The sequence below is a fragment of the Janthinobacterium sp. YR213 genome, assembly GCF_900099875.1.
Lineage (GTDB): Bacteria > Pseudomonadota > Gammaproteobacteria > Burkholderiales > Burkholderiaceae_D > Janthinobacterium > Janthinobacterium lividum.
Genome location: NZ_FNDA01000003.1, coordinates 629,392 through 647,654 on the forward strand (window position 1 = coordinate 629,392; position 18,263 = coordinate 647,654).

19 protein-coding genes are annotated in these 18,263 nt (G+C 60.7%); 9 read left to right on the forward strand and 10 right to left on the reverse strand.

Annotated elements, in window-relative coordinates; all coding sequences use genetic code 11:
• Both mmsA and mmsB read left to right on the forward strand, forming a co-directional pair.
• Positions 1-1,542: a multiple monosaccharide ABC transporter ATP-binding protein gene (mmsA, locus tag BLT98_RS16820; RefSeq protein ID WP_070258325.1), complete on the forward strand. Its 1,542-nt coding sequence runs from the start codon at positions 1-3 to the stop codon at positions 1,540-1,542.
• Complete coding sequence (mmsB, locus tag BLT98_RS16825) at positions 1,532-2,743, forward strand: multiple monosaccharide ABC transporter permease (protein ID WP_092609581.1); 1,212 nt, start codon at positions 1,532-1,534, stop codon at positions 2,741-2,743. Before mmsA ends, mmsB begins: the two co-directional genes overlap by 11 nt.
• Positions 2,744-2,791: 48 nt before the next feature.
• Here the strand turns inward: mmsB and BLT98_RS16830 are convergent, their stop codons facing one another.
• Together BLT98_RS16830 and BLT98_RS16835 are read right to left on the reverse strand one after the other, a co-directional pair.
• The gene (locus BLT98_RS16830) at positions 2,792-4,423 is read right to left on the reverse strand and encodes an NAD(P)-binding protein (protein ID WP_092609584.1); all 1,632 of its coding nucleotides are present in this window, start codon (positions 4,421-4,423) and stop codon (positions 2,792-2,794) included.
• The gene (locus tag BLT98_RS16835) at positions 4,423-5,934 is read right to left on the reverse strand and encodes a polyamine aminopropyltransferase (protein ID WP_034783827.1); all 1,512 of its coding nucleotides are present in this window, start codon (positions 5,932-5,934) and stop codon (positions 4,423-4,425) included. Before BLT98_RS16835 ends, BLT98_RS16830 begins: the two co-directional genes overlap by 1 nt.
• Before the next feature lie 59 nt (positions 5,935-5,993).
• On the opposite strand from BLT98_RS16835, the gene BLT98_RS16840 reads away from it, so the two are divergent.
• The 7 genes from BLT98_RS16840 to rsgA all read left to right on the forward strand — a co-directional run bounded on the left by BLT98_RS16840 (position 5,994) and on the right by rsgA (position 11,500).
• Positions 5,994-6,380: a DUF350 domain-containing protein gene (locus BLT98_RS16840; protein ID WP_034783828.1), complete on the forward strand. Its 387-nt coding sequence runs from the start codon at positions 5,994-5,996 to the stop codon at positions 6,378-6,380.
• Between the two features lie 27 nt (positions 6,381-6,407).
• On the forward strand, positions 6,408-7,454 hold the full coding sequence (locus BLT98_RS16845) for an SPFH domain-containing protein (RefSeq protein WP_092609587.1): 1,047 nt from the start codon (positions 6,408-6,410) through the stop codon (positions 7,452-7,454).
• 10 nt (positions 7,455-7,464) lie between these two features.
• Positions 7,465-8,928: a DUF4178 domain-containing protein gene (locus BLT98_RS16850; protein ID WP_092609590.1), complete on the forward strand. Its 1,464-nt coding sequence runs from the start codon at positions 7,465-7,467 to the stop codon at positions 8,926-8,928.
• Positions 8,925-9,095 (forward strand): hypothetical protein, encoded by a 171-nt coding sequence (locus BLT98_RS29225; protein ID WP_157814714.1) that lies wholly within the window; start codon positions 8,925-8,927, stop codon positions 9,093-9,095. Before BLT98_RS16850 ends, BLT98_RS29225 begins: the two co-directional genes overlap by 4 nt.
• Positions 9,096-9,097: 2 nt before the next feature.
• The gene (gene speD / locus BLT98_RS16855) at positions 9,098-9,469 is read left to right on the forward strand and encodes an adenosylmethionine decarboxylase (protein WP_092609593.1); all 372 of its coding nucleotides are present in this window, start codon (positions 9,098-9,100) and stop codon (positions 9,467-9,469) included.
• Positions 9,470-9,533: 64 nt separating this feature from the next.
• Complete coding sequence (locus BLT98_RS16860) at positions 9,534-10,088, forward strand: hypothetical protein (RefSeq protein ID WP_070257823.1); 555 nt, start codon at positions 9,534-9,536, stop codon at positions 10,086-10,088.
• Positions 10,089-10,435: 347 nt separating this feature from the next.
• Positions 10,436-11,500, forward strand: a complete 1,065-nt coding sequence (gene rsgA, locus BLT98_RS16865; RefSeq protein WP_092609596.1) for a ribosome small subunit-dependent GTPase A — start codon at positions 10,436-10,438, stop codon at positions 11,498-11,500.
• Positions 11,501-11,557: 57 nt separating this feature from the next.
• Here the strand turns inward: rsgA and BLT98_RS16870 are convergent, their stop codons facing one another.
• The 8 genes from BLT98_RS16870 to atpB all read right to left on the reverse strand — a co-directional run bounded on the left by BLT98_RS16870 (position 11,558) and on the right by atpB (position 18,237).
• Positions 11,558-11,977 carry a F0F1 ATP synthase subunit epsilon gene (locus BLT98_RS16870; RefSeq protein ID WP_034752707.1) on the reverse strand — a complete coding sequence of 140 codons (420 nt, stop codon included), beginning with the start codon at positions 11,975-11,977 and terminating at the stop codon, positions 11,558-11,560.
• Between the two features lie 62 nt (positions 11,978-12,039).
• Positions 12,040-13,440, reverse strand: a complete 1,401-nt coding sequence (atpD, locus tag BLT98_RS16875; protein WP_034752705.1) for a F0F1 ATP synthase subunit beta — start codon at positions 13,438-13,440, stop codon at positions 12,040-12,042.
• Between the two features lie 29 nt (positions 13,441-13,469).
• Positions 13,470-14,345: a F0F1 ATP synthase subunit gamma gene (atpG, locus tag BLT98_RS16880; protein ID WP_034783836.1), complete on the reverse strand. Its 876-nt coding sequence runs from the start codon at positions 14,343-14,345 to the stop codon at positions 13,470-13,472.
• Between the two features lie 62 nt (positions 14,346-14,407).
• The gene (gene atpA / locus BLT98_RS16885) at positions 14,408-15,949 is read right to left on the reverse strand and encodes a F0F1 ATP synthase subunit alpha (protein WP_034752701.1); all 1,542 of its coding nucleotides are present in this window, start codon (positions 15,947-15,949) and stop codon (positions 14,408-14,410) included.
• A 78-nt stretch (positions 15,950-16,027) separates the two neighbouring features.
• Entirely contained in the window at positions 16,028-16,573 is a 546-nt protein-coding gene (locus BLT98_RS16890; RefSeq protein ID WP_034783838.1) for a F0F1 ATP synthase subunit delta, read from the reverse strand.
• 2 nt (positions 16,574-16,575) lie between these two features.
• A complete protein-coding gene (locus BLT98_RS16895; RefSeq protein ID WP_034752697.1) occupies positions 16,576-17,046 on the reverse strand; it encodes a F0F1 ATP synthase subunit B in 471 nt (156 codons plus the stop codon).
• Between the two features lie 43 nt (positions 17,047-17,089).
• Entirely contained in the window at positions 17,090-17,368 is a 279-nt protein-coding gene (gene atpE / locus BLT98_RS16900; protein WP_034752695.1) for a F0F1 ATP synthase subunit C, read from the reverse strand.
• A gap of 59 nt (positions 17,369-17,427) precedes the next feature.
• Entirely contained in the window at positions 17,428-18,237 is an 810-nt protein-coding gene (atpB, locus tag BLT98_RS16905; RefSeq protein WP_046681851.1) for a F0F1 ATP synthase subunit A, read from the reverse strand.
• Between the last annotated feature and the right edge of the window lie 26 nt (positions 18,238-18,263).

Consider the following 18,263-nt stretch of genomic DNA (forward strand, 5'->3'; position numbering starts at 1 on the left):
ATGACGAACACTATCCTGGAAATGCGCGGGATACGCAAAACATTCCCGGGCGTCGTTGCGCTCGACAATGTCAACCTGCGGGTACGCAGCGGCGAGATCCACGCCATCGTCGGCGAAAACGGCGCCGGCAAATCCACACTGATGAAAGTGCTGAGCGGCGTCTACGGCCATGGCAGCTATACGGGCGACATCGATTACCTGGGCCAGACGCGGCACTTCCGCGGCATCAAGGACAGCGAAGAAATCGGCATCATCATCATCCACCAGGAACTGGCGCTGGTGCCCCAGTTGTCGATCGCCGAGAATATCTTCCTCGGCAACGAGCCGGCCCACATGGGCGTCATCGACTGGGAATACGCGCAAGCGAAGACGCGCGAACTGCTGCACAAAGTCGGCCTGAAAGAGTCCCCGGACACCCTGATCACCAACCTGGGCGTGGGCAAGCAGCAGCTGATCGAAATCGCCAAGGCGCTGTGCAAGGACGTCAAGCTGCTGATCCTTGACGAGCCGACGGCCAGCCTGAACGAAAGCGACAGCGCGGCCCTGCTCGACCTGCTGCTGGGCCTGAAAGCCCAGGGCATCGCCTCGATCCTGATCTCGCACAAGCTCAATGAAATTTCACGGGTCGCCGATGCCATCACGGTGCTGCGCGACGGGAACACGGTCGACAGTTTCGACTGCCGCATCGACGCCGTCAGCGAAGACCGCATCATCGAAAAAATGGTCGGGCGCGAAATGGCCGACCGCTATCCGCCGCGCACGCCCACCATCGGCGAGACCATTTTCGAAGTGCGCGACTGGCGCGTATTCCATCCCGAGCATGCCGACCGCCCCGTCATCAAGGGCATCAACATGCATGCCAAAAAGGGCGAGATCATCGGCATCGCCGGCTTGATGGGCTCCGGGCGCACGGAACTGGCGATGAGCATTTTCGGCCGCGCCTACGGCCAGCGCATCAGCGGCACGGTGCTCAAGAATGGCCAGGAAATCGACGTCAGCACCATCGGCAAGGCGATCGCCCACGGCCTCGCGTATGTCACGGAAGACCGCAAGGGCCTCGGCCTGATCCTCGAGGAAGACATCCAGAAGAACACCAGCCTGGCCAACCTGGACGCGATTTCAAAGCACATGGTGATCGACGAGCAGCGTGAATTCGGCGTGGCCGAGGAATTCCGCCGCAAGCTCAAGACCCGTTGCTCGAGCGTGGCACAGAAGGTGGTCAACCTGTCCGGCGGCAACCAGCAGAAAGTGGTGCTGGCGAAATGGCTGTTTTCGCGCCCCGACATCCTGATCCTCGATGAACCGAGCCGCGGCATCGACGTGGGCGCCAAGTACGAGATCTACAGCATCATCAGCGAGCTGGCCGCCGAAGGCAAATGCATCATCATGATTTCCTCGGAAATGCCGGAATTGCTGGGCATGTGCGACCGGATCTATGTCATGAACGAAGGCCGCTTCGCGGCAGAACTGAGCGCGGCAGAAGCATCGCAGGAACGCATCATGCGCGCGATCGTTACACACGGAGAAAACAATGGACAATAAATTGACAGCAGGCGCGCCAGCAACGCCAGCCGCGGCGCCGCAAGCAAAAAGCTATGCCGGCTTTTTGAAGAACAATATGCGCGACTACGGCATGCTGCTTTCCCTGATCGTCATCATGGGCTTTTTCCAGTACATGACCGACGGCACCCTGATGCAGCCGCTCAACCTGACGAACCTGGTGCTGCAAAACAGCTACATCGTCATCATGGCGCTGGGCATGCTGATGGTCATCGTGGCCGGCCATATCGATTTGTCCGTCGGCTCGGTGGTCGGCTTCGTCGGCGCGCTGGCGGCCGTCCTGATCGTCAACTTCAACATGAATTTTGTCGCCGCCAGCATCATCTGCCTGCTGGCCGGCGCCGTCATCGGCGGCGCGCAAGGCTATTTTGTCGCCTTCTTTAAAATCCCGTCCTTCATCGTCACCCTGGCCGGCATGCTGGTGTTCAAGGGCCTGACCCTGGCCCTGCTGGCGGGCCAGTCGGTCGGCCCCTTCCCGGAAGGCTTCCAGATGCTCAGTTCGGGCTTCCTGCCCGACCCGTTCGGCGGCGAAAACCTGCGCGGCCTGTCATTGCTGCTGGGCGTGATCGCCGCCGCGGCGCTGATTATCACTTCGCTGCGCAGCCGCGCCAAGCAACTGAAGCACGGCATGGAAAACGAACCGCGCACCTTCTTCCTGCTGAAAAACGCCATCTTCGCCGCCGTGATGGTGTATTTCAGCTACCTGCTGGCGTCGTACCGCGGCTTTCCCAACGTGCTGGCCGTGATGTCGCTGCTCATCGTCGCCTACACCTTCATTACCAACCGCACCGTGCTGGGCCGGCGCGTATATGCCGTGGGCGGCAACGAGAAGGCGGCGCGCCTGTCCGGCATCAAGACGGAGCGGGTCAGCTTCTACACCTTCGTCAACATGGGCATGCTGGCCGCGCTGGCCGGCCTGATCTTCGCGGCGCGCCTGAACACGGCCACGCCAAAGGCCGGCACGGGTTTCGAGCTGGACGTGATCGCCGCCTGCTTCATCGGCGGCGCCTCGGCTTCGGGCGGCGTGGGCAAGGTGATGGGGGCCGTGATCGGCGCCTTCATCATGGGCGTGATGAACAACGGCATGTCCATCATGGGCATCGGCATCGACTACCAGCAGGTGATCAAGGGCCTGGTGCTGCTGGCGGCCGTCTTCATCGACGTGATCAACAAGAACAAGTAGACCGGTTCGAGCCTTAGGGGGCTCTGGCCGGCGTTCGCGCCGGCCTTTTTATTTAGCCGCCAGGCGCGCCGCCCTGTCCCCCCACCACGCCGCTTCCTCGAACACGGAAAAGCCCGACAGATCGGCATGCGCGAACAGGATGGCGCCGTCGTGTTCGCGCAGCGCCTTCAAGCCCGCATTGCTGCGAAATCCCGGCAACGGTGCGGCCATGGCGTGGCCGCGCACGGTGATGTCGACCCGTTCGACGCAGCTGGCAAAATCGCGTCCATACGCCGTCTTCAAATCGACGCTGGCCAGCGCCAGCAATTCCTCCGGCGTGGCCACATCTAACCACTTGCGCGCTTCCTGCGGCGTGCGGTCGGACAGGGCCACGTAGGCGCTGAAGACGGTTTTCTCGGGCGGACGCACGCGGATATCCTGGTGCGTGGAGACGACATAGCCGAGGCCCGGTTCCTGGTACACCACGTTGTCCCAGCATAGCGGCGCATGCGGCAGTTCGTCGGGAAAGCGCTTGAGCAGGAAATTGGCCACCAGCCACGGCGCATACGCGGGCGTATCGCGCTGCGCGTCAAAGCCATACTCGGCGATGTTGTTCACCACGCGCGCCGCCACATACAAGGGCATGGCGCAGATGGCCTTGCGCGCCTTGACCAGGTAAGTGCGCGGCTGGCCATCGACCAGCTCCAGGCACAGCGCTTCCACGCCCTGCTCCGTCGTCCGCACGGAAACCACCGTGCCCGCATGACGCTTGACACCTGAGGCCTGCTCCATGGCCGTGGCGACCGGTTGCATGCCGCCCGGCCAGGTCAACCACGCGCCATTGCCGGCATTGGCCGCCTGTCCCCAGCGGCTGCAGTAGTAATGCAGGCCCGCCCAGGCCGAGACCTGATCGTAGCGCGTGCCGTAGTCGTCGCGGCAGCAGTAATTCAAATACCAGTGCAGGGTGGGCGAGGTATAGCCTTCGCGCTCCATCCACTGCTTCAAGGTGATGGTGTCGAGCGCCTGCCAGGCCGGGTCTTGCGACGACTCCACGGTAGGAAAAACGAAGACGCGCTTGCCATCGTTGCCATGCGCCTGGCGCAGGCGCCGCACGTCGGCAAAGAAGCGCTCGTGCTGCGCCAGTTCTTCGGCGGAAACGCCTTCGGTGGGAATGAAGCCATCCTGCCAGTGACCGTTGAACAGCAGGCGTTCCTCGGGCGCGTGCAGGATGTAGCGCTCGTCATAAGTCGGCTTTTCCGCCTGCGGATCGCGCTGGATGATCCCCAAATCGAACAGGATCTCGCGCACATGGGTCGATTCGGGCGAAGGCAGCGGCAGGTAATGGCCGCCGGTCGGATAGGCCAGGTCGCCGAACTGCCCGCCGGCCGCGTTGCCATACGGCTGCGGCCCATCGATCATGAGGAAATCCTTGTGCCCCAGTTTATTCAAGCGCCAGGCCGCCGTCAGGCCGGCGATGCCGGAGCCGAGGATGGCGACATCCGTGGTGACGGTTGCCGAAGGCGCCGGCAGCGCCGTGCGCTCGCGCAGCAGCTTGCGCAAGTAATGCCCCTCGCTGCGGCCCGGATACAGCACCTTGGGCGTGATTTCCTGCCAGCGCAGATACGCGGCGATGCTGCCGATGCCAGCGGCTGCCGCTGCCGTGCCGCCGGCGGCCCACAGCATGAAGGAGCGGCGCTGCATCAGCGGATCACCCGGTTCCAGTCCTGCTCGAATTCATGCACGAGCGACTGGGTATTCAAGCGATTCGGCGCCATGGGCAGCGGCTGCATGTCGGGCGGGAAGATGAACATCTCGCGCGTGGTGTCCGCATTCAGGTAGCGCATCGGCAGACGATAGCTGGTGGGCGGTTTGTAGTCGAGCTGGGGCGAGGCCAGGATAAAACCCCATTCGCCGAACGAGGGCACGTAGGCGTGATAGGGCCAGGTGCGCATGCCCACTTCGCGCAGGGTCGAATTGATGGTCCAGTAGGCGTGCGGCGCAAAGAATGGCGACGTCGATTGCACCACCATCAGGCCCTTGGCCGCCAGGTGCTTTTTCACCAGGTCGTAGAACGGCACCGAGTACAGTTTGCCAAGCGCGAAGCTGGACGGGTCGGGGAAATCGACGATGGCCGCGTCGAACATGTCGCCGTTGTTGCGCAGCCAGACGGCGGCATCGGCATTGACGACGGTAACCCGCTTGTCCGAGAACGAATTGTTATTCAGCTTTGCCAGTTCCGGGCGCGTGGTAAACGCGGCCGTCATGGCAGGGTCGAGGTCGACGACGGTGACGTGTTCGATCTGTGGATAACGCAGGATTTCGCGCAGGGCCAGGCCATCGCCGCCACCCAGCACCAGCACCCGTCGCGCCCACGGCAAGGCTTCCAGCACGGGGTGCACCAGCGCTTCGTGGTAGCGGTACTCGTCGCGCGAGGAAAACTGCAGGTTGCCATTGATGTACAGCCGCGTATCGTCCTTCCAGCGCGTGATCACCAGGCGCTGGTAGGGCGTGGTAGTGGAATACACGATCTGGTCGCCGAACAGGCCGTGTTCGCCCCAGGCCACCATGCGGTCCGACATGGCAAAGCCGGCGATCAGCAACAGCATCACGGCACAGGCGCGCAGCAAACGTCCTGTGAGATTTTTCAGCTCAGCGCGGAATACATAAATGCTCCACAGGCCCACGCCCACATTGAGCATGCCGAACAGGAAGCCCGTGCGCACCAGGCCCAGGTACGGCGACAGCACCAGCGGGAACAGCAGGGACACGGCCAGCGCGCCCAGGTAATCGAAGGTCAGCACGCGGCTGACCAGTTCAGAAAATTCCGTCTGACGCGTGTTCAGGGCGCGCATCACCAGCGGCACTTCCATGCCGACCAGTGCGCCGATCAGGAACACCATCACATACAATAAGGTGCGAAATGGCGCGGCCATCCACGAAAAGGTCATGAACAGGATGGCCGCCGACAGGCCACCGATCAAGCCCACGGCCAGTTCGATGTCGACGAAGCGCGAGAGCACGTCATCGTCCTTTACATACTTGGAAAAGTGAGCGCCCACACCCATCGCGAACAGGTAACAGCCAATGATGGTGGAAAACTGCAGGATGGAGTCGCCGAGCAGGTAGCTGGACATGGCGCCGGCAATCAGCTCATACGCGAGGCCGCAGGAAGCGACCACGAAGACGGACAAAATCAGAATCTTTTTGTTCATTGGACTTTTTTTGTTCTAATATGCGTTGACGTTATCAAATACTCATTGTGAGGAATGCCGTGCCCGCCATCCTAAACTATCTGATCCATCTTTTACTGGCCGCCGGGCTGCTGATTGTATTTTTTATCATCTACACGCGCGTCACGCCGTATAACGAAGTGCTGCTGATCCGCCAGGGCAACCAGGCGGCGGCCCTGTCGCTGGGTGGCGCCATGCTGGGCTTTTCCGCCACCATCGCCTCGTCCCTGATGCACACGGCCGACTACCAGCAGTTCTTCGCCTGGGCCTTTGGCGCCATGGTGGTGCAATTGCTCGCCTATGTGGTCACCACGCGCCTGCTGCGCATGTCGAAAGACCAGATCGAATCGAACAACAGCGCCTTCGGCGGCCTGCTGGCCGCCATTTCCCTGTCGATCGGCGCCATCAACGCCGCCTGCATTTCCTGACGTTTTACCTCATTCAAGGACACCATCATGAGCCTCGGCAGCTTTATCAAGAAGCAGTTTATCGACGTACTGCAGTGGAACGAAGAAACGGAAGGCGTACTGGCCTGGCGTTTTCCCATGCAGGATTTCGAGATCCAGAACGGCGCCATCCTGAATGTGCGCGAATCGCAGGTGGCCGTCTTCGTCAATGAAGGCAAGATCGCCGATGTCTTCGGTCCCGGCACGCACAAGCTGACGACGCAGACCTTGCCGTTGCTGACCAACCTGAAAAACTGGGACAAGCTGTTCGATTCGCCCTTCAAGTCGGACGTGTATTACTTCAGCACGCGCGTGCAGACTGGCCGCAAATGGGGCACGCCGCAGCCGATCACCATCCGCGACAAGGATTTCGACATGATCCGCGTGCGCGCCTTCGGCATGTACTCGTACCGCATCGCCGACGCCCGCACCTTCTTCACCGAGATCAGCGGCACGCGCGAAGTCTATACGCGCGACGAAGTGGAAGATCAATTGCGCGGCATTCTGATGTCGAGCATGGCCAGCTCACTGGGCGGCGCGAATGTCCCCTTCCTCGACATGGCGGCCAACCAGGCGCTGATGGCGCAAGAGGTCAAGGATGGCCTGGCGCAGGCATTCGCCCGCTATGGCGTGGGTCTCGATGAATTCAATGTGGCCAGCATCAGCCTGCCCGAGGAATTGCAGGCGGCGCTGGACGAGCGCATCTCGGCCGGCATGAAGGGCGGCCTTGGCGCCGACAAGATGAGCGGCTACACGAAATTCCAGGTCGCCAATGCGATCCCGCTGGCGGCGCAAAACGAAGGCGGCATGGCCGGCATCGGCGCGGGACTGGGCGCCGGGCTGTCGATCGGCCAGGTGATGGCGCAAAGCATGGGCGGAGCGCTGCAGCAGCCGGCGCCTGCCCCGGCCGCACCGCCTGCGGCGCCACCAGCCCCCGCGGAAGAACCGATCGAGGCGCGCCTGGAAAAACTCAAAGGCTTGCTCGACAAGGGACTCATCTCGCCGGCCGACTACGACGGCGCCAAGGCTGAACTGCTGAAAAAACTGATCGGCTAAGCGCGACTGCATGCAAACTGTTTCCTGTCCCAGCTGCGGCGCGGAAGTCCACTTCCGCTCGCACGCTTCCGTGCTCGCCGTGTGCGAGTACTGCCACAGCACCATCCTCAAGGACGCCGATTCCGTCAAGGACGTGGGCAAGATGTCGGCCGTCCTGGAAGACTATTCGCCGATCCAGATCGGCACGGCCGGCGTGCACGATGGCGTGCACTTCACCGTCGTCGGCCGCATCCAGCAGCGCTACAGCGCCGGCACGTGGAACGAGTGGTATCTGCTGTTCGACGACGCCAGCACGGCGTGGCTGGGCGACTCGTCCGGCCTGTACACGCTGACGCGCGTACGCAGCACGCAAGACGCGCTGCCCGCCTTTGCCGAGCTGGCGCCGGGCAGGCGCTACACGATCTGCGGCGAACCGTACACGGCGGCAGAGATCCGCAGCGCCGAATGCATCGCCGGCCAGGGAGAATTGCCGTTCAAGGTGGGCGCCGGCTGGCGCATCCAGGTGGCGGACTTCCGCAACTACGCCAGCTTTGTCACGCTCGACTACACGGATGGCCCGCAACCGGTCGTCTACCAGGGCGTCGCCGTCACCCTGGAGGGCTTGCAGTGCCAGCTGCTGCGCGACGACGACGCCATCGCCAGGAGCGCCGGCAAGTACCGCGGCAAGCTCGATGCGCTCGACTGCCCGTCCTGCGGCAGCGGCATCGGCTATGTCCCCGGCGCGGCGGCGCAGCTCGTGTGTCCCGCCTGCCATGCGCAGCTCGACGCCAGCGGCCCGGAAGCGCAGGTGCTGGCCATCGGCAAGCAGGTGCACGACAACGCCGACATCACGCTGGAGCTGGGCGCCAGCGCGAAGATCAGCAATGTGGACTTCACGGTGATCGGCATGATGCGCCGCGCCGACGACGAAGGCAGCGAGTGGAATGAATACCTGCTGTACAACGCGCGCGCCGGCTTCTTCTGGCTGGTGGAGACGGACGATGGCTGGTCGCGCTCGAACGTGCTGCCGAACTGGCCCAACTGGGCGTCGCTGGACGCCGATACCTGCACGCTCGATGGCGCCACCTACCGCAAACTGTATGACTACGGCTCGCAGGTCGTGTATGCGGCGGGCGCCTTCAACTGGAAAGTGGCCGTCGGCGACAGCACGCGCGTGTATGAATTCGAGCAGGGGCAGACCAAGCTGGCGGCGGAGCTCACCGGCGAGGAAATGACCTGGTCGCGCTCCGTGCCCGTCGCCTATGACCAGATGGCCGCCTGGTTCGGCAGCGCCTTCCATGGCGGCGACAAAGTGCAGAATATCCAGTTGAGCCATCGCGGCATCGCCAAGGTCTTCATCATCATCGTGCTGGTCTTGAATGCGATTCCCATGTTTGTCTCGTTCTCCAGCACCTTGATGTGGAGTTTGCTGGGCTGCCTGGCGCTGTTCCTGCCTGCCGCTTTTCTCGACAAGAATGCAAAGAATCCCCCATGAGTAAATACGTGATCTATGCCCTGATGGTGACCTTCAGTGTCACGGCCGCCAACTGGGTGCGCATGTTCAAGGTGGCCGGCAGCAGCAGCGGCAGCAGCTGGAGTTCGCGCACGGGCAGCGGCGGCGGCAGCTATGGCGGCGGCTCCAGCGGCGGCAGCCACAAATAAGCATGGCAGCCACACCGCATCTGCCCCTGGGCACCCACTTGCTGGCCGATTTGTCGGGCATCGCGCCGGCACGCCTGCGCGACGGCGCCGCGCTCGAACGCCTGCTGCGCGACGCTGCCATCACGGCTGGCGCGCAGGTGCTGCACAGCCATTTCCACAGCTTTGGCGCCGGCCAAGGCGTCACCGGCGTGGTGCTGCTGGCTGAATCGCACATCTCCATCCACACCTGGCCGGAATGCAGCTTTGCCGCCGTCGATATCTTCATGTGCGGCGCGGCCCGGCCGCAACTGGCGCTCGATGCCATCAAGGATGCCTTGCAGGCGGCGCACTGCCAGCTGCAATCCGTGCGGCGCGCGCCGCCTGGGCAAGCCTAGCGTCGCTGGTGGATCGCGTGGGGATCGCTTACACTGTCGGCTCATTCCCCCAACCGTGACTCCCATGCGCCGTTCTGCCCTCCTTGCCCTGCCCCTGCTGCTGCTGGTTTCCGCCTGCGATGACTACACGGCGCCCAGCCTGTACCAGGCCACCACGCCCGAGTGCAAGACGTGGACGGAGGGCTCGCGCTTCGAGCTGCCGCGCGGTATCAGCGTGTATGCCACGCCGCCCGTCACGCTGAAGGAAGGCGGCACGGAGCTGGCACTGATTTTTACTTTACCCGTCGGCACGCAAGCCAGTTTCACGCGCCTGTCCTTCCTGCTGGAAGAGCCGAAACAGCAGCCGTTCGCCGAGGCGAAAGTGCTGACCATCTACCAGCGCGGCATGAACCAGAAGGCGGAAATCGTCGACGTCATCGAAAAGCTGCCCATCATGTTTGCCGCCGTCGGCAACAGCAAGGAAACCCAGTGGCGGCTGCGCCTGCAACTGCCGCGCCAGCTGCCGCAGCGTTTCGACCTGTCCATGCCCGACATGCTCGTCGCCGGCAAGCGCTACCCGGTGCGCACGTTTACCTACCGCTATTTCCCCGAGCGCAGCGCTTACGGTATGTGCAGCTAATTCAACAATCGCGCCAACAATGTGTCGGATTACGCCCTGCGGACTAATCCGACCTACGGCATGTGCAGCTGAGCCACACCTTCCATTGACGGCGGCGCGCGCCGCTGGCACACTGGCGTTTTCCATCACACCTCAGGAGTAGACAACATGCGCCATTCGGATACTGCCGTGCTGTCGGCTGCCTGATCACTGTTTTCCCCGCTAACACCCTTAGCACGCCCTTCCCCATACGCGTGATCGCGTAGCCGACCTCCCCCTTCTTTCGTGCCAGTCATGGCGACTGGCGGTGCCTGCACGCGCAGGCTTCACGTCCGCACGCGGACGACAGAATCTGGAATCACGCTACCATGATCACATTCGATTTTGCGCAACTACGCCTTATCGGGCTGCAGCAGGCCATCGCCAGCGCAGCCACCCAACTCGACATCTCCTCCCCCGCCGCGCAGCTGCTACGCGTGAGCGCCGTGCACCGCGACAGCATCGGCGTGCACGACGGCATCCTGGAACACGGGGCGCAGGTCCTGCCGCGCCTGCTGCACGAGCTGCAGGCGCAAGACACCATCCTTGCCGTTGGCGACTGGGTCGCCGCCGAACACGATGGTTACGGCATGCTGTGGATAACGGCGCACTTATCCCCGGTCACGCAGATCGGCCGGCGCGGCAATGACGGCCGGCGGCAAGTGCTCGCCAGCAATGTCGATACGGCCCTGCTGGTGATGGGACTGGACGAAGACTTCAACCCGCGCCGGCTGGAACGCTATCTGGCCATCGTGCTGGCGGCCCAGGTCAGCCCCGTGGTGGTGCTGAGCAAGGCCGACGTGGCCGATGACGTGCCGGGCAAACTGGCGCAGCTCAAACTGCGCCTGCCGTCCCACGTGCCGCTGTTTGCCATCGATACGCGCCATGCGTATGACGTGGCCATCCTGGAACCCTGGCTGGACGCCGGCCAGACCCTGGTACTGCTCGGTTCATCGGGCGCGGGCAAGTCCAGCCTGACCAACACCCTGGCTGCGGCGCAGCAGGCAACCAACGGCGTGCGCCATGGCGACGGCCGTGGCCGGCACACGACGACGGCGCGCTCGCTGCACCTGTGCGCCAGCGGCGCCTGCATCATCGACACGCCGGGCTTGCGCAGCTGGCGCGCGGACGCCGATGCGGAAACGCTGGCTGCCACGTTCGACGATATCGCGGCGCTGGCAGCGACATGCCAGTTCCGCGATTGCCAGCATGCCAGCGAGCCCGGTTGCGCCGTGCGCGGCGCCGTCGATGGGGACCGCCTGCGTAATTATCACAAGCTGCTGCGCGACGCGTGCCGCAGCGAGGAAACGCCGCTCGAACGCATTGCCGCGCGCGCCAAGTGGAAGACGATATTGAAGGCGGGGCTGGAAAGGGGAAAGGACAAGCGCCGCTAATTTTTGCTGAAAAAAAAGGCAGCCCGCAGGCTGCCTTTCTTGTGCGGCGCAGATGGATTACATCTTGCGCAGCTTCTGGATCGCTGCCAGCTGCGCAATCGCGCTGGCCAGCTCGGCTTGCGCTTGCGCGTAGTCGATGCCCGAATCCTTGTTGTGGATATTTTCTTCCGCCAACTTCTTCGCTTCCAGCGCTTTCGCTTCGTCGAGGTCGTGACCGCGGATCGCGGTATCGGCCAGGACGGTCACGGTATCCGGTTGCACTTCCAGCAGGCCGCCGGCAACGAAGACGAACTCTTCTTCAGCCTGGCCGACTACCTTGATGCGGACCGCGCCCGGACGGATGCGGGTAATCAAAGGCGTGTGGCGTGGGTAGATACCCAGCTCGCCCTGTTCACCCGGCAACGCGACGAATTCTGCTTCGCCTGAAAAAATCAGTTCTTCAGCGGAAACCACGTCAACGTGAATTGTGTGTGCCATGTGTGTCCTATCGGGTTGAAGAACCCCGCCGTGTAAGGGGCGGGGTTAGGCCCAGACTTAACTTAGTTAAGTTTCTTGGCTTTTTCGATTGCTTCTTCGATCGTGCCGACCATGTAGAACGCTTGTTCCGGCAGGTGATCGAGTTCGCCCGAAGCGATCATTTTGAAGCCCTTGATCGTGTCTTTGAGCGAAACGTATTTACCAGGCGCGCCGGTAAAGACTTCAGCGACGTGGAAAGGCTGCGACAGGAAACGCTGCATCTTACGTGCGCGGGCGACCAGCAGTTTGTCTTCCGGTGCCAGCTCGTCCATACCCAGAATCGCGATAATGTCGCGCAATTCCTTGTAGCGTTGCAGGGTCGTTTGCACGGCACGCGCGGTGTCATAGTGCTCTTGACCAACGATCAACGGATCCAGCTGACGCGAGGTCGAATCCAGTGGGTCCACGGCTGGGTAGATACCCAGGGAAGCGATGTCACGCGACAGCGCAACGGTCGAATCCAAGTGAGCAAACGTGGTAGCAGGCGACGGATCGGTGTAATCATCGGCTGGAACGTAGACGGCCTGGATCGAGGTGATCGAACCGGTCTTGGTCGACGTGATACGCTCTTGCAGACGGCCCATTTCTTCAGCCAGGGTCGGTTGGTAACCCACAGCCGACGGCATACGGCCCAGCAGTGCCGATACTTCGGTACCAGCCAGCGTGAAGCGGTAGATGTTGTCGACGAAGAACAGAACGTCCTTGCCTTCATCACGGAACGATTCAGCGATCGTCAGGCCGGTCAGCGCGACGCGCAGACGGTTACCTGGCGGTTCATTCATCTGACCGTAGACCATCGCGACTTTGGAGTTCTCCGGGTTTTCCAGATCGACCACTTTCGCGTCAGCCATCTCGTGGTAGAAGTCGTTACCTTCACGGGTACGCTCACCCACGCCGGCGAACACGGACACGCCGCTGTGCGCCTTGGCGATGTTGTTAATCAGTTCCATCATGTTGACGGTCTTGCCTACGCCAGCGCCGCCGAACAGACCAACTTTACCGCCTTTTGCAAACGGGCACACCAGGTCGATCACCTTGATGCCGGTTTCCAGCAGTTCTTGCGATGGCGACAGTTCGTCGTATGCAGGAGCGGTGCGGTGGATCGACGCGATCTGCTCGTGCGACACAGGGCCGCATTCGTCGATCGGGTTGCCCAGCACGTCCATGATGCGACCCAGGGTTGCTTTACCGACTGGCACCATGATAGGTTTGCCGGTGTTCTGAATCATCATGCCGCGACGCAGGCCATCGGACGAGCCGAGTGCAATGGTACGGACAATGCCGTCGCCCAACTGCTGTTGTACTTCCAGGGTCAGTTCCGAGCCTGCCATCTTCAAGGCATCAAATACCTTAGGCATCGCGTTGCGGGGAAACTCAACGTCCACCACAGCGCCGATACACTGAACGATTTTGCCATCAGCCATGTTCGTTCCTTCAATATAGTTAAATTCGTTTAAACCGCAGCCGCACCGGCGACGATTTCGGAGAGTTCTTTGGTAATCGCAGCTTGACGGGTCTTGTTGTAGATCAGCTTCAATTCGCCGATCACACTACCCGCGTTGTCGCTTGCAGCTTTCATCGCGACCATCCGTGCCGATTGCTCGGACGCCAGATTCTCCGCGACTGCCTGGTACACCAGCGCTTCTACATAGCGCTCCAGCAATTCGTCGATCACGCTTTGCGCGTCCGGCTCGTAGATGTAATCCCACGAGTGGGCACCCTTGTCGGCGACCATCTTGTCGGCCGTCAGGGGCAGCAATTGCTCCACGACTGGTTCCTGTTTCATCGTGTTGATGAATTTGGTGTAGCACAGGTACACTGCATCGATCTTGCCTGCCTGGAACTCTTCGAGCATGACCTTGACAGGTCCGATCAGTTTGTCCAGGTGGGGCGTATCACCGGTTTGAATGGCGTGCGCAATGATCTTGACGCCGATGCGATTCAAAAAACCCAAACCCTTGTTACCGATGGCAACTGCTTCAACCCGGTTGCCAGCTGCTTCCAGCTCGCGCGACTTCGACGTCACCTGGCGCAGGATGTTGGTGTTCATGCCGCCGCACAGACCCTTGTCGGTCGTGACAACGATGAAACCCACTGCCTTCGCTTGCGTACCCTGGGCAGCTGCCAGGAACGGGTGCGTGTATTCCGGATTGGCGGTCGCCAGATTGGCGGCGATATTCCGAATCTTGTCACTGTAGGGACGAGCGGCCCGCATCCGGTCTTGCGCCTTGCGCATTTTGGACGCGGCGACCATTTCCATCGCCTTGGTGATCTTCTTCGTATTCTCTACGCTCTTGATCTTGCCTCGTATCTCTTTGCTTGATGCCATGAGTCCTTACTCCTTCTGCGCGTAGGGCGGCGCCTCACTCGAAGTGGGCGCCGCCTGGCCGCTTAATATGCGCCGGATTTCTTGAAATCAGCAATGGCCGCCGACAGAGTTGCTTCGCTGTCTTTGTCGAGTTGCTTGGTTTCTTCGATCTTGGCCAGCAGAGCAGCTTGCTTGGTCTTCATGTAAGCGTGAACACCAGCTTCGAACGACAGCACTTGCTTGACTGGCACGTCGTCCATGAAGCCTTTGTTCACCGAGAACAGCGATACGGCCATCAGCGAGATCGACAGTGGCGAGTATTGGGCTTGCTTGAGCAATTCCGTTACGCGCGCGCCGCGGTCCAGCTGCTTGCGGGTCGATTCATCCAGGTCCGAAGCGAACTGCGCAAACGCAGCCAGTTCACGGTACTGCGCCAAGTCGGTACGGATACCGCCGGACAGGTTTTTGATGACCTTGGTCTGGGCGGCGCCACCGACGCGCGATACGGAAATACCGGCGTTAATGGCAGGACGGATACCGGCGTTGAACAGCGAGGTTTCCAGGAAGATCTGACCGTCGGTAATCGAAATCACGTTGGTTGGAACGAATGCGGACACGTCGCCAGCTTGCGTTTCAATGATCGGCAACGCCGTCAGGGAACCGGTCTTGCCTTTGACGGCGCCGTCGGTGAACTTCTCGACGTAGTCGGCGTTCACGCGTGCTGCGCGTTCCAGCAGGCGGCTGTGCAGGTAGAACACGTCGCCTGGGTACGCTTCGCGACCTGGTGGACGGCGCAGCAGCAGCGAGATTTGACGGTATGCAACAGCTTGTTTGGACAGATCATCGTAGACGATCAGTGCATCTTCACCGCGGTCGCGGAAGTATTCGCCCATGGCGCAACCGGAGTACGGCGAGATGTATTGCATGGCGGCCGATTCCGAAGCGGAAGCGGCGACAACGATGGTGTATTCCATCGCGCCGTGCTGTTCCAGCGAGCGCACGATGTTCTTGATCGACGAGGCTTTTTGGCCAATCGCGACGTAGATACATTTCATGCCCTGGCCTTTTTGATTGATGATCGCATCAATCGCCACAGCCGACTTGCCGGTTTGACGGTCGCCGATGATCAGTTCGCGCTGGCCGCGGCCAACTGGAACCATCGCATCGATCGACTTCAGGCCGGTTTGCATTGGTTGCGAAACGGACTCGCGGGCGATCACGCCCGGAGCGATTTTTTCAATCGCGGCCGTCAGTTTCGTTTCGATGGCGCCTTTGCCGTCGATTGGCTGACCCAGCGCGTTGACAACGCGGCCGAGCAGCTCAGGACCGACTGGCACTTCCAGAATGCGGCCGGTGCATTTCACCGTGTCGCCTTCGGAGATGTGCTCGTAGGCACCCAGAATCACGGAACCGACGGAGTCGCGTTCCAGATTCATTGCCAGGCCAAACGTATTGCCTGGGAATTCCAGCATCTCGCCTTGCATCACGTCCGACAAACCGTGGATGCGGCAGATACCGTCGGCGACGGAAATAACCGTGCCTTGATTACGCACTTCAGCGCCGCCGTCAAGACCTTGGATCCGGCTCTTGATCAACTCGCTGATTTCAGATGGGTTGAGTTGCATACTAACTCCTAAAAGTGTTTCTCTCAGCTTGCGCGAGGGGTAAGGGTCTGTCTTAGCTGGCCTGCCGAAGCGCGTGTCTTACGACACCAGTGCAGCGTGCAGTTGCTGCAGCTTGGCGCGCACCGAGGTATCGAGCACTTGGTCGCCAACGACCACGCGCACGCCGCCGAGCAGCGATGGATCCACTGTGACGGCAGGGTTGAGCTTACGACTGAATTTCTTTTCCAGCGTTGCGACCAGCTCGGCCGTTTGGCCTTCGCTCAGATCGAAAGCGCTCGTGATCTCGGCGTCAGCCGCACCTTCCAGACCGTTTTTCAACGTATGGAATTGCGCGCCGATTTCCGGCAGCAGGCTGATGCGGCCATTTTCGATCAACATCGTGACGAAGTTTTTCACTTCCTCATTGAGCGGCGATTTCAACAACGACAGGATGGTGGCGGCGACGTCGCTTTCCGAAACTTTCGGATTGCGCGCGTACGCCTGTACCTCGGGGTGGCTACCGATCTGTGCCAGTTCGGACACCAGCTCGGACCACGCCGCGAGGTTGCTTGACTCCTTACCAGCTTGGGCTACGCGGAACAAAGCTTCCGCGTAGGGACGGGCGACGGTTGCGAGTTCTGCCATGATTACAGCTCGACAGCAAGACGCTGCAACATTTCGGCGTGAGCCGTAGCGTTAACTTCACGCTTCAAGATCTGCTCGGCACCCTTGACAGCCAGGTCAGCCACCTGAGCGCGCAATTGTTCGCGTGCTTTCGACAGTTGCTGTTCGGCGTCCGACTGGGCTTGCGCAATGATACGCGCAGCTTCAGCTTGTGCATTTTGCTTGATCTCTTCAGCAACCAGCTGCGCGCGCTTTTCAGCGTCCGCAACGCGTTGCGACGCTTCTTCACGTGCACTGTTCAATGCCTCTTGCGCACGCTTTTCAGCGACAGCCATCGAAGCTTGACCTTGATCGGCCGCAGCCAATCCATCCGCGATTCGTTTGGCACGCTCATCCAGCGCATTGTTCAGCGCTGGAAATACGAACTTCATCGAGAACCAGACCAACACCGCGAAGGTGATCATCTGGCCGATGAGCGACATATTGATGTCCATACCTTTGCTCCTAACTAAAAGTTTCTCCTAGGGTTGGAGCGAATTACTGAGCAACAGCCGTCAGAGCGGACAGGAACGGGTTAGCGAACGTGTACAGCAGAGCAACACCAACGCCGATCATCGAGATAGCATCCAGCAGACCAGCGATAACGAACAGTTTGGTTTGCAGTTGTGGCATCAGTTCTGGTTGACGTGCCGAAGCTTCCAGGAATTTGCCACCCAAGATAGCGAAGCCCAGAGCGGTGCCGATTGCGGCCAGGCCGATGATGATTGCTGCTGCCAGAACGGTCATGCTTTGTACTTGTGCGATCAGAGCTTGCATAAAATTCTCCTAAATTTAAAAACGAAAGATACTAAAAAAACAAAATATAAAGTTAATGATTAATGTTTCTCAACCGCAAGGCTCAGATACACAACCGTCAACGCCATAAACACAAAAGCTTGCAAAGTTACAATCAAGATATGGAAAATTGCCCATGGACCACCCAACGCCCACTGTGCCCACCAAGGCAACAACGCGATCAAGATGAAAATCAGTTCGCCGGCATACATATTGCCGAACAGTCGCAGCGACAGGGAGATCAGTTTTGCAACCAGCTCTACCATTTGCAGCAGGAAATTGACAGGTGCCAGGGCGATCGTGCCGATCAGGCCGCTCGCATGGAACGGTGCCGTGAACAGTTCCTTGATCCAGCCACCCAGGCCCTTGGCCTTGATCGAGAAGGCGATCACGCACAGCACGACCGACAGCGACATGGCGAAGGTGTGGTTGACGTCGGCGGTCGGCACGGCGCGCAGTTTATGCACGCCAAACCAGCTCAGAATCTTCGGCAACAGGTCAACCGGCAGGAAGTCCATCGCGTTGAGCAACCAGACCCACACAAAAATAGTGATGGCCAGCGGCGCGATGACCTTGCTTTTCGCGTGGAAGGCCCCATTAATAGTGTCATTGACGATTTCCATGACCATTTCGACGAAGTTTTGCAACTTGCCAGGGACACCAGCCGTCGCGCGGCGCGACGCCATATAGAAAACAGCCAGGAAAACAAAGCCCAGAATGGCCGAAATCCAGAACGTATCCAGATTGATCATGCCGTCGGCACTTCTCAGGTGGGCCAGATGGTGACTGATGTATTCTGTGGCGTTGGCCGGGGCAGCATGGCCCGCTTCAATAGCGTGTTCTGTGGTCATAATGAATTTAGATTTGTCGTTTCAGA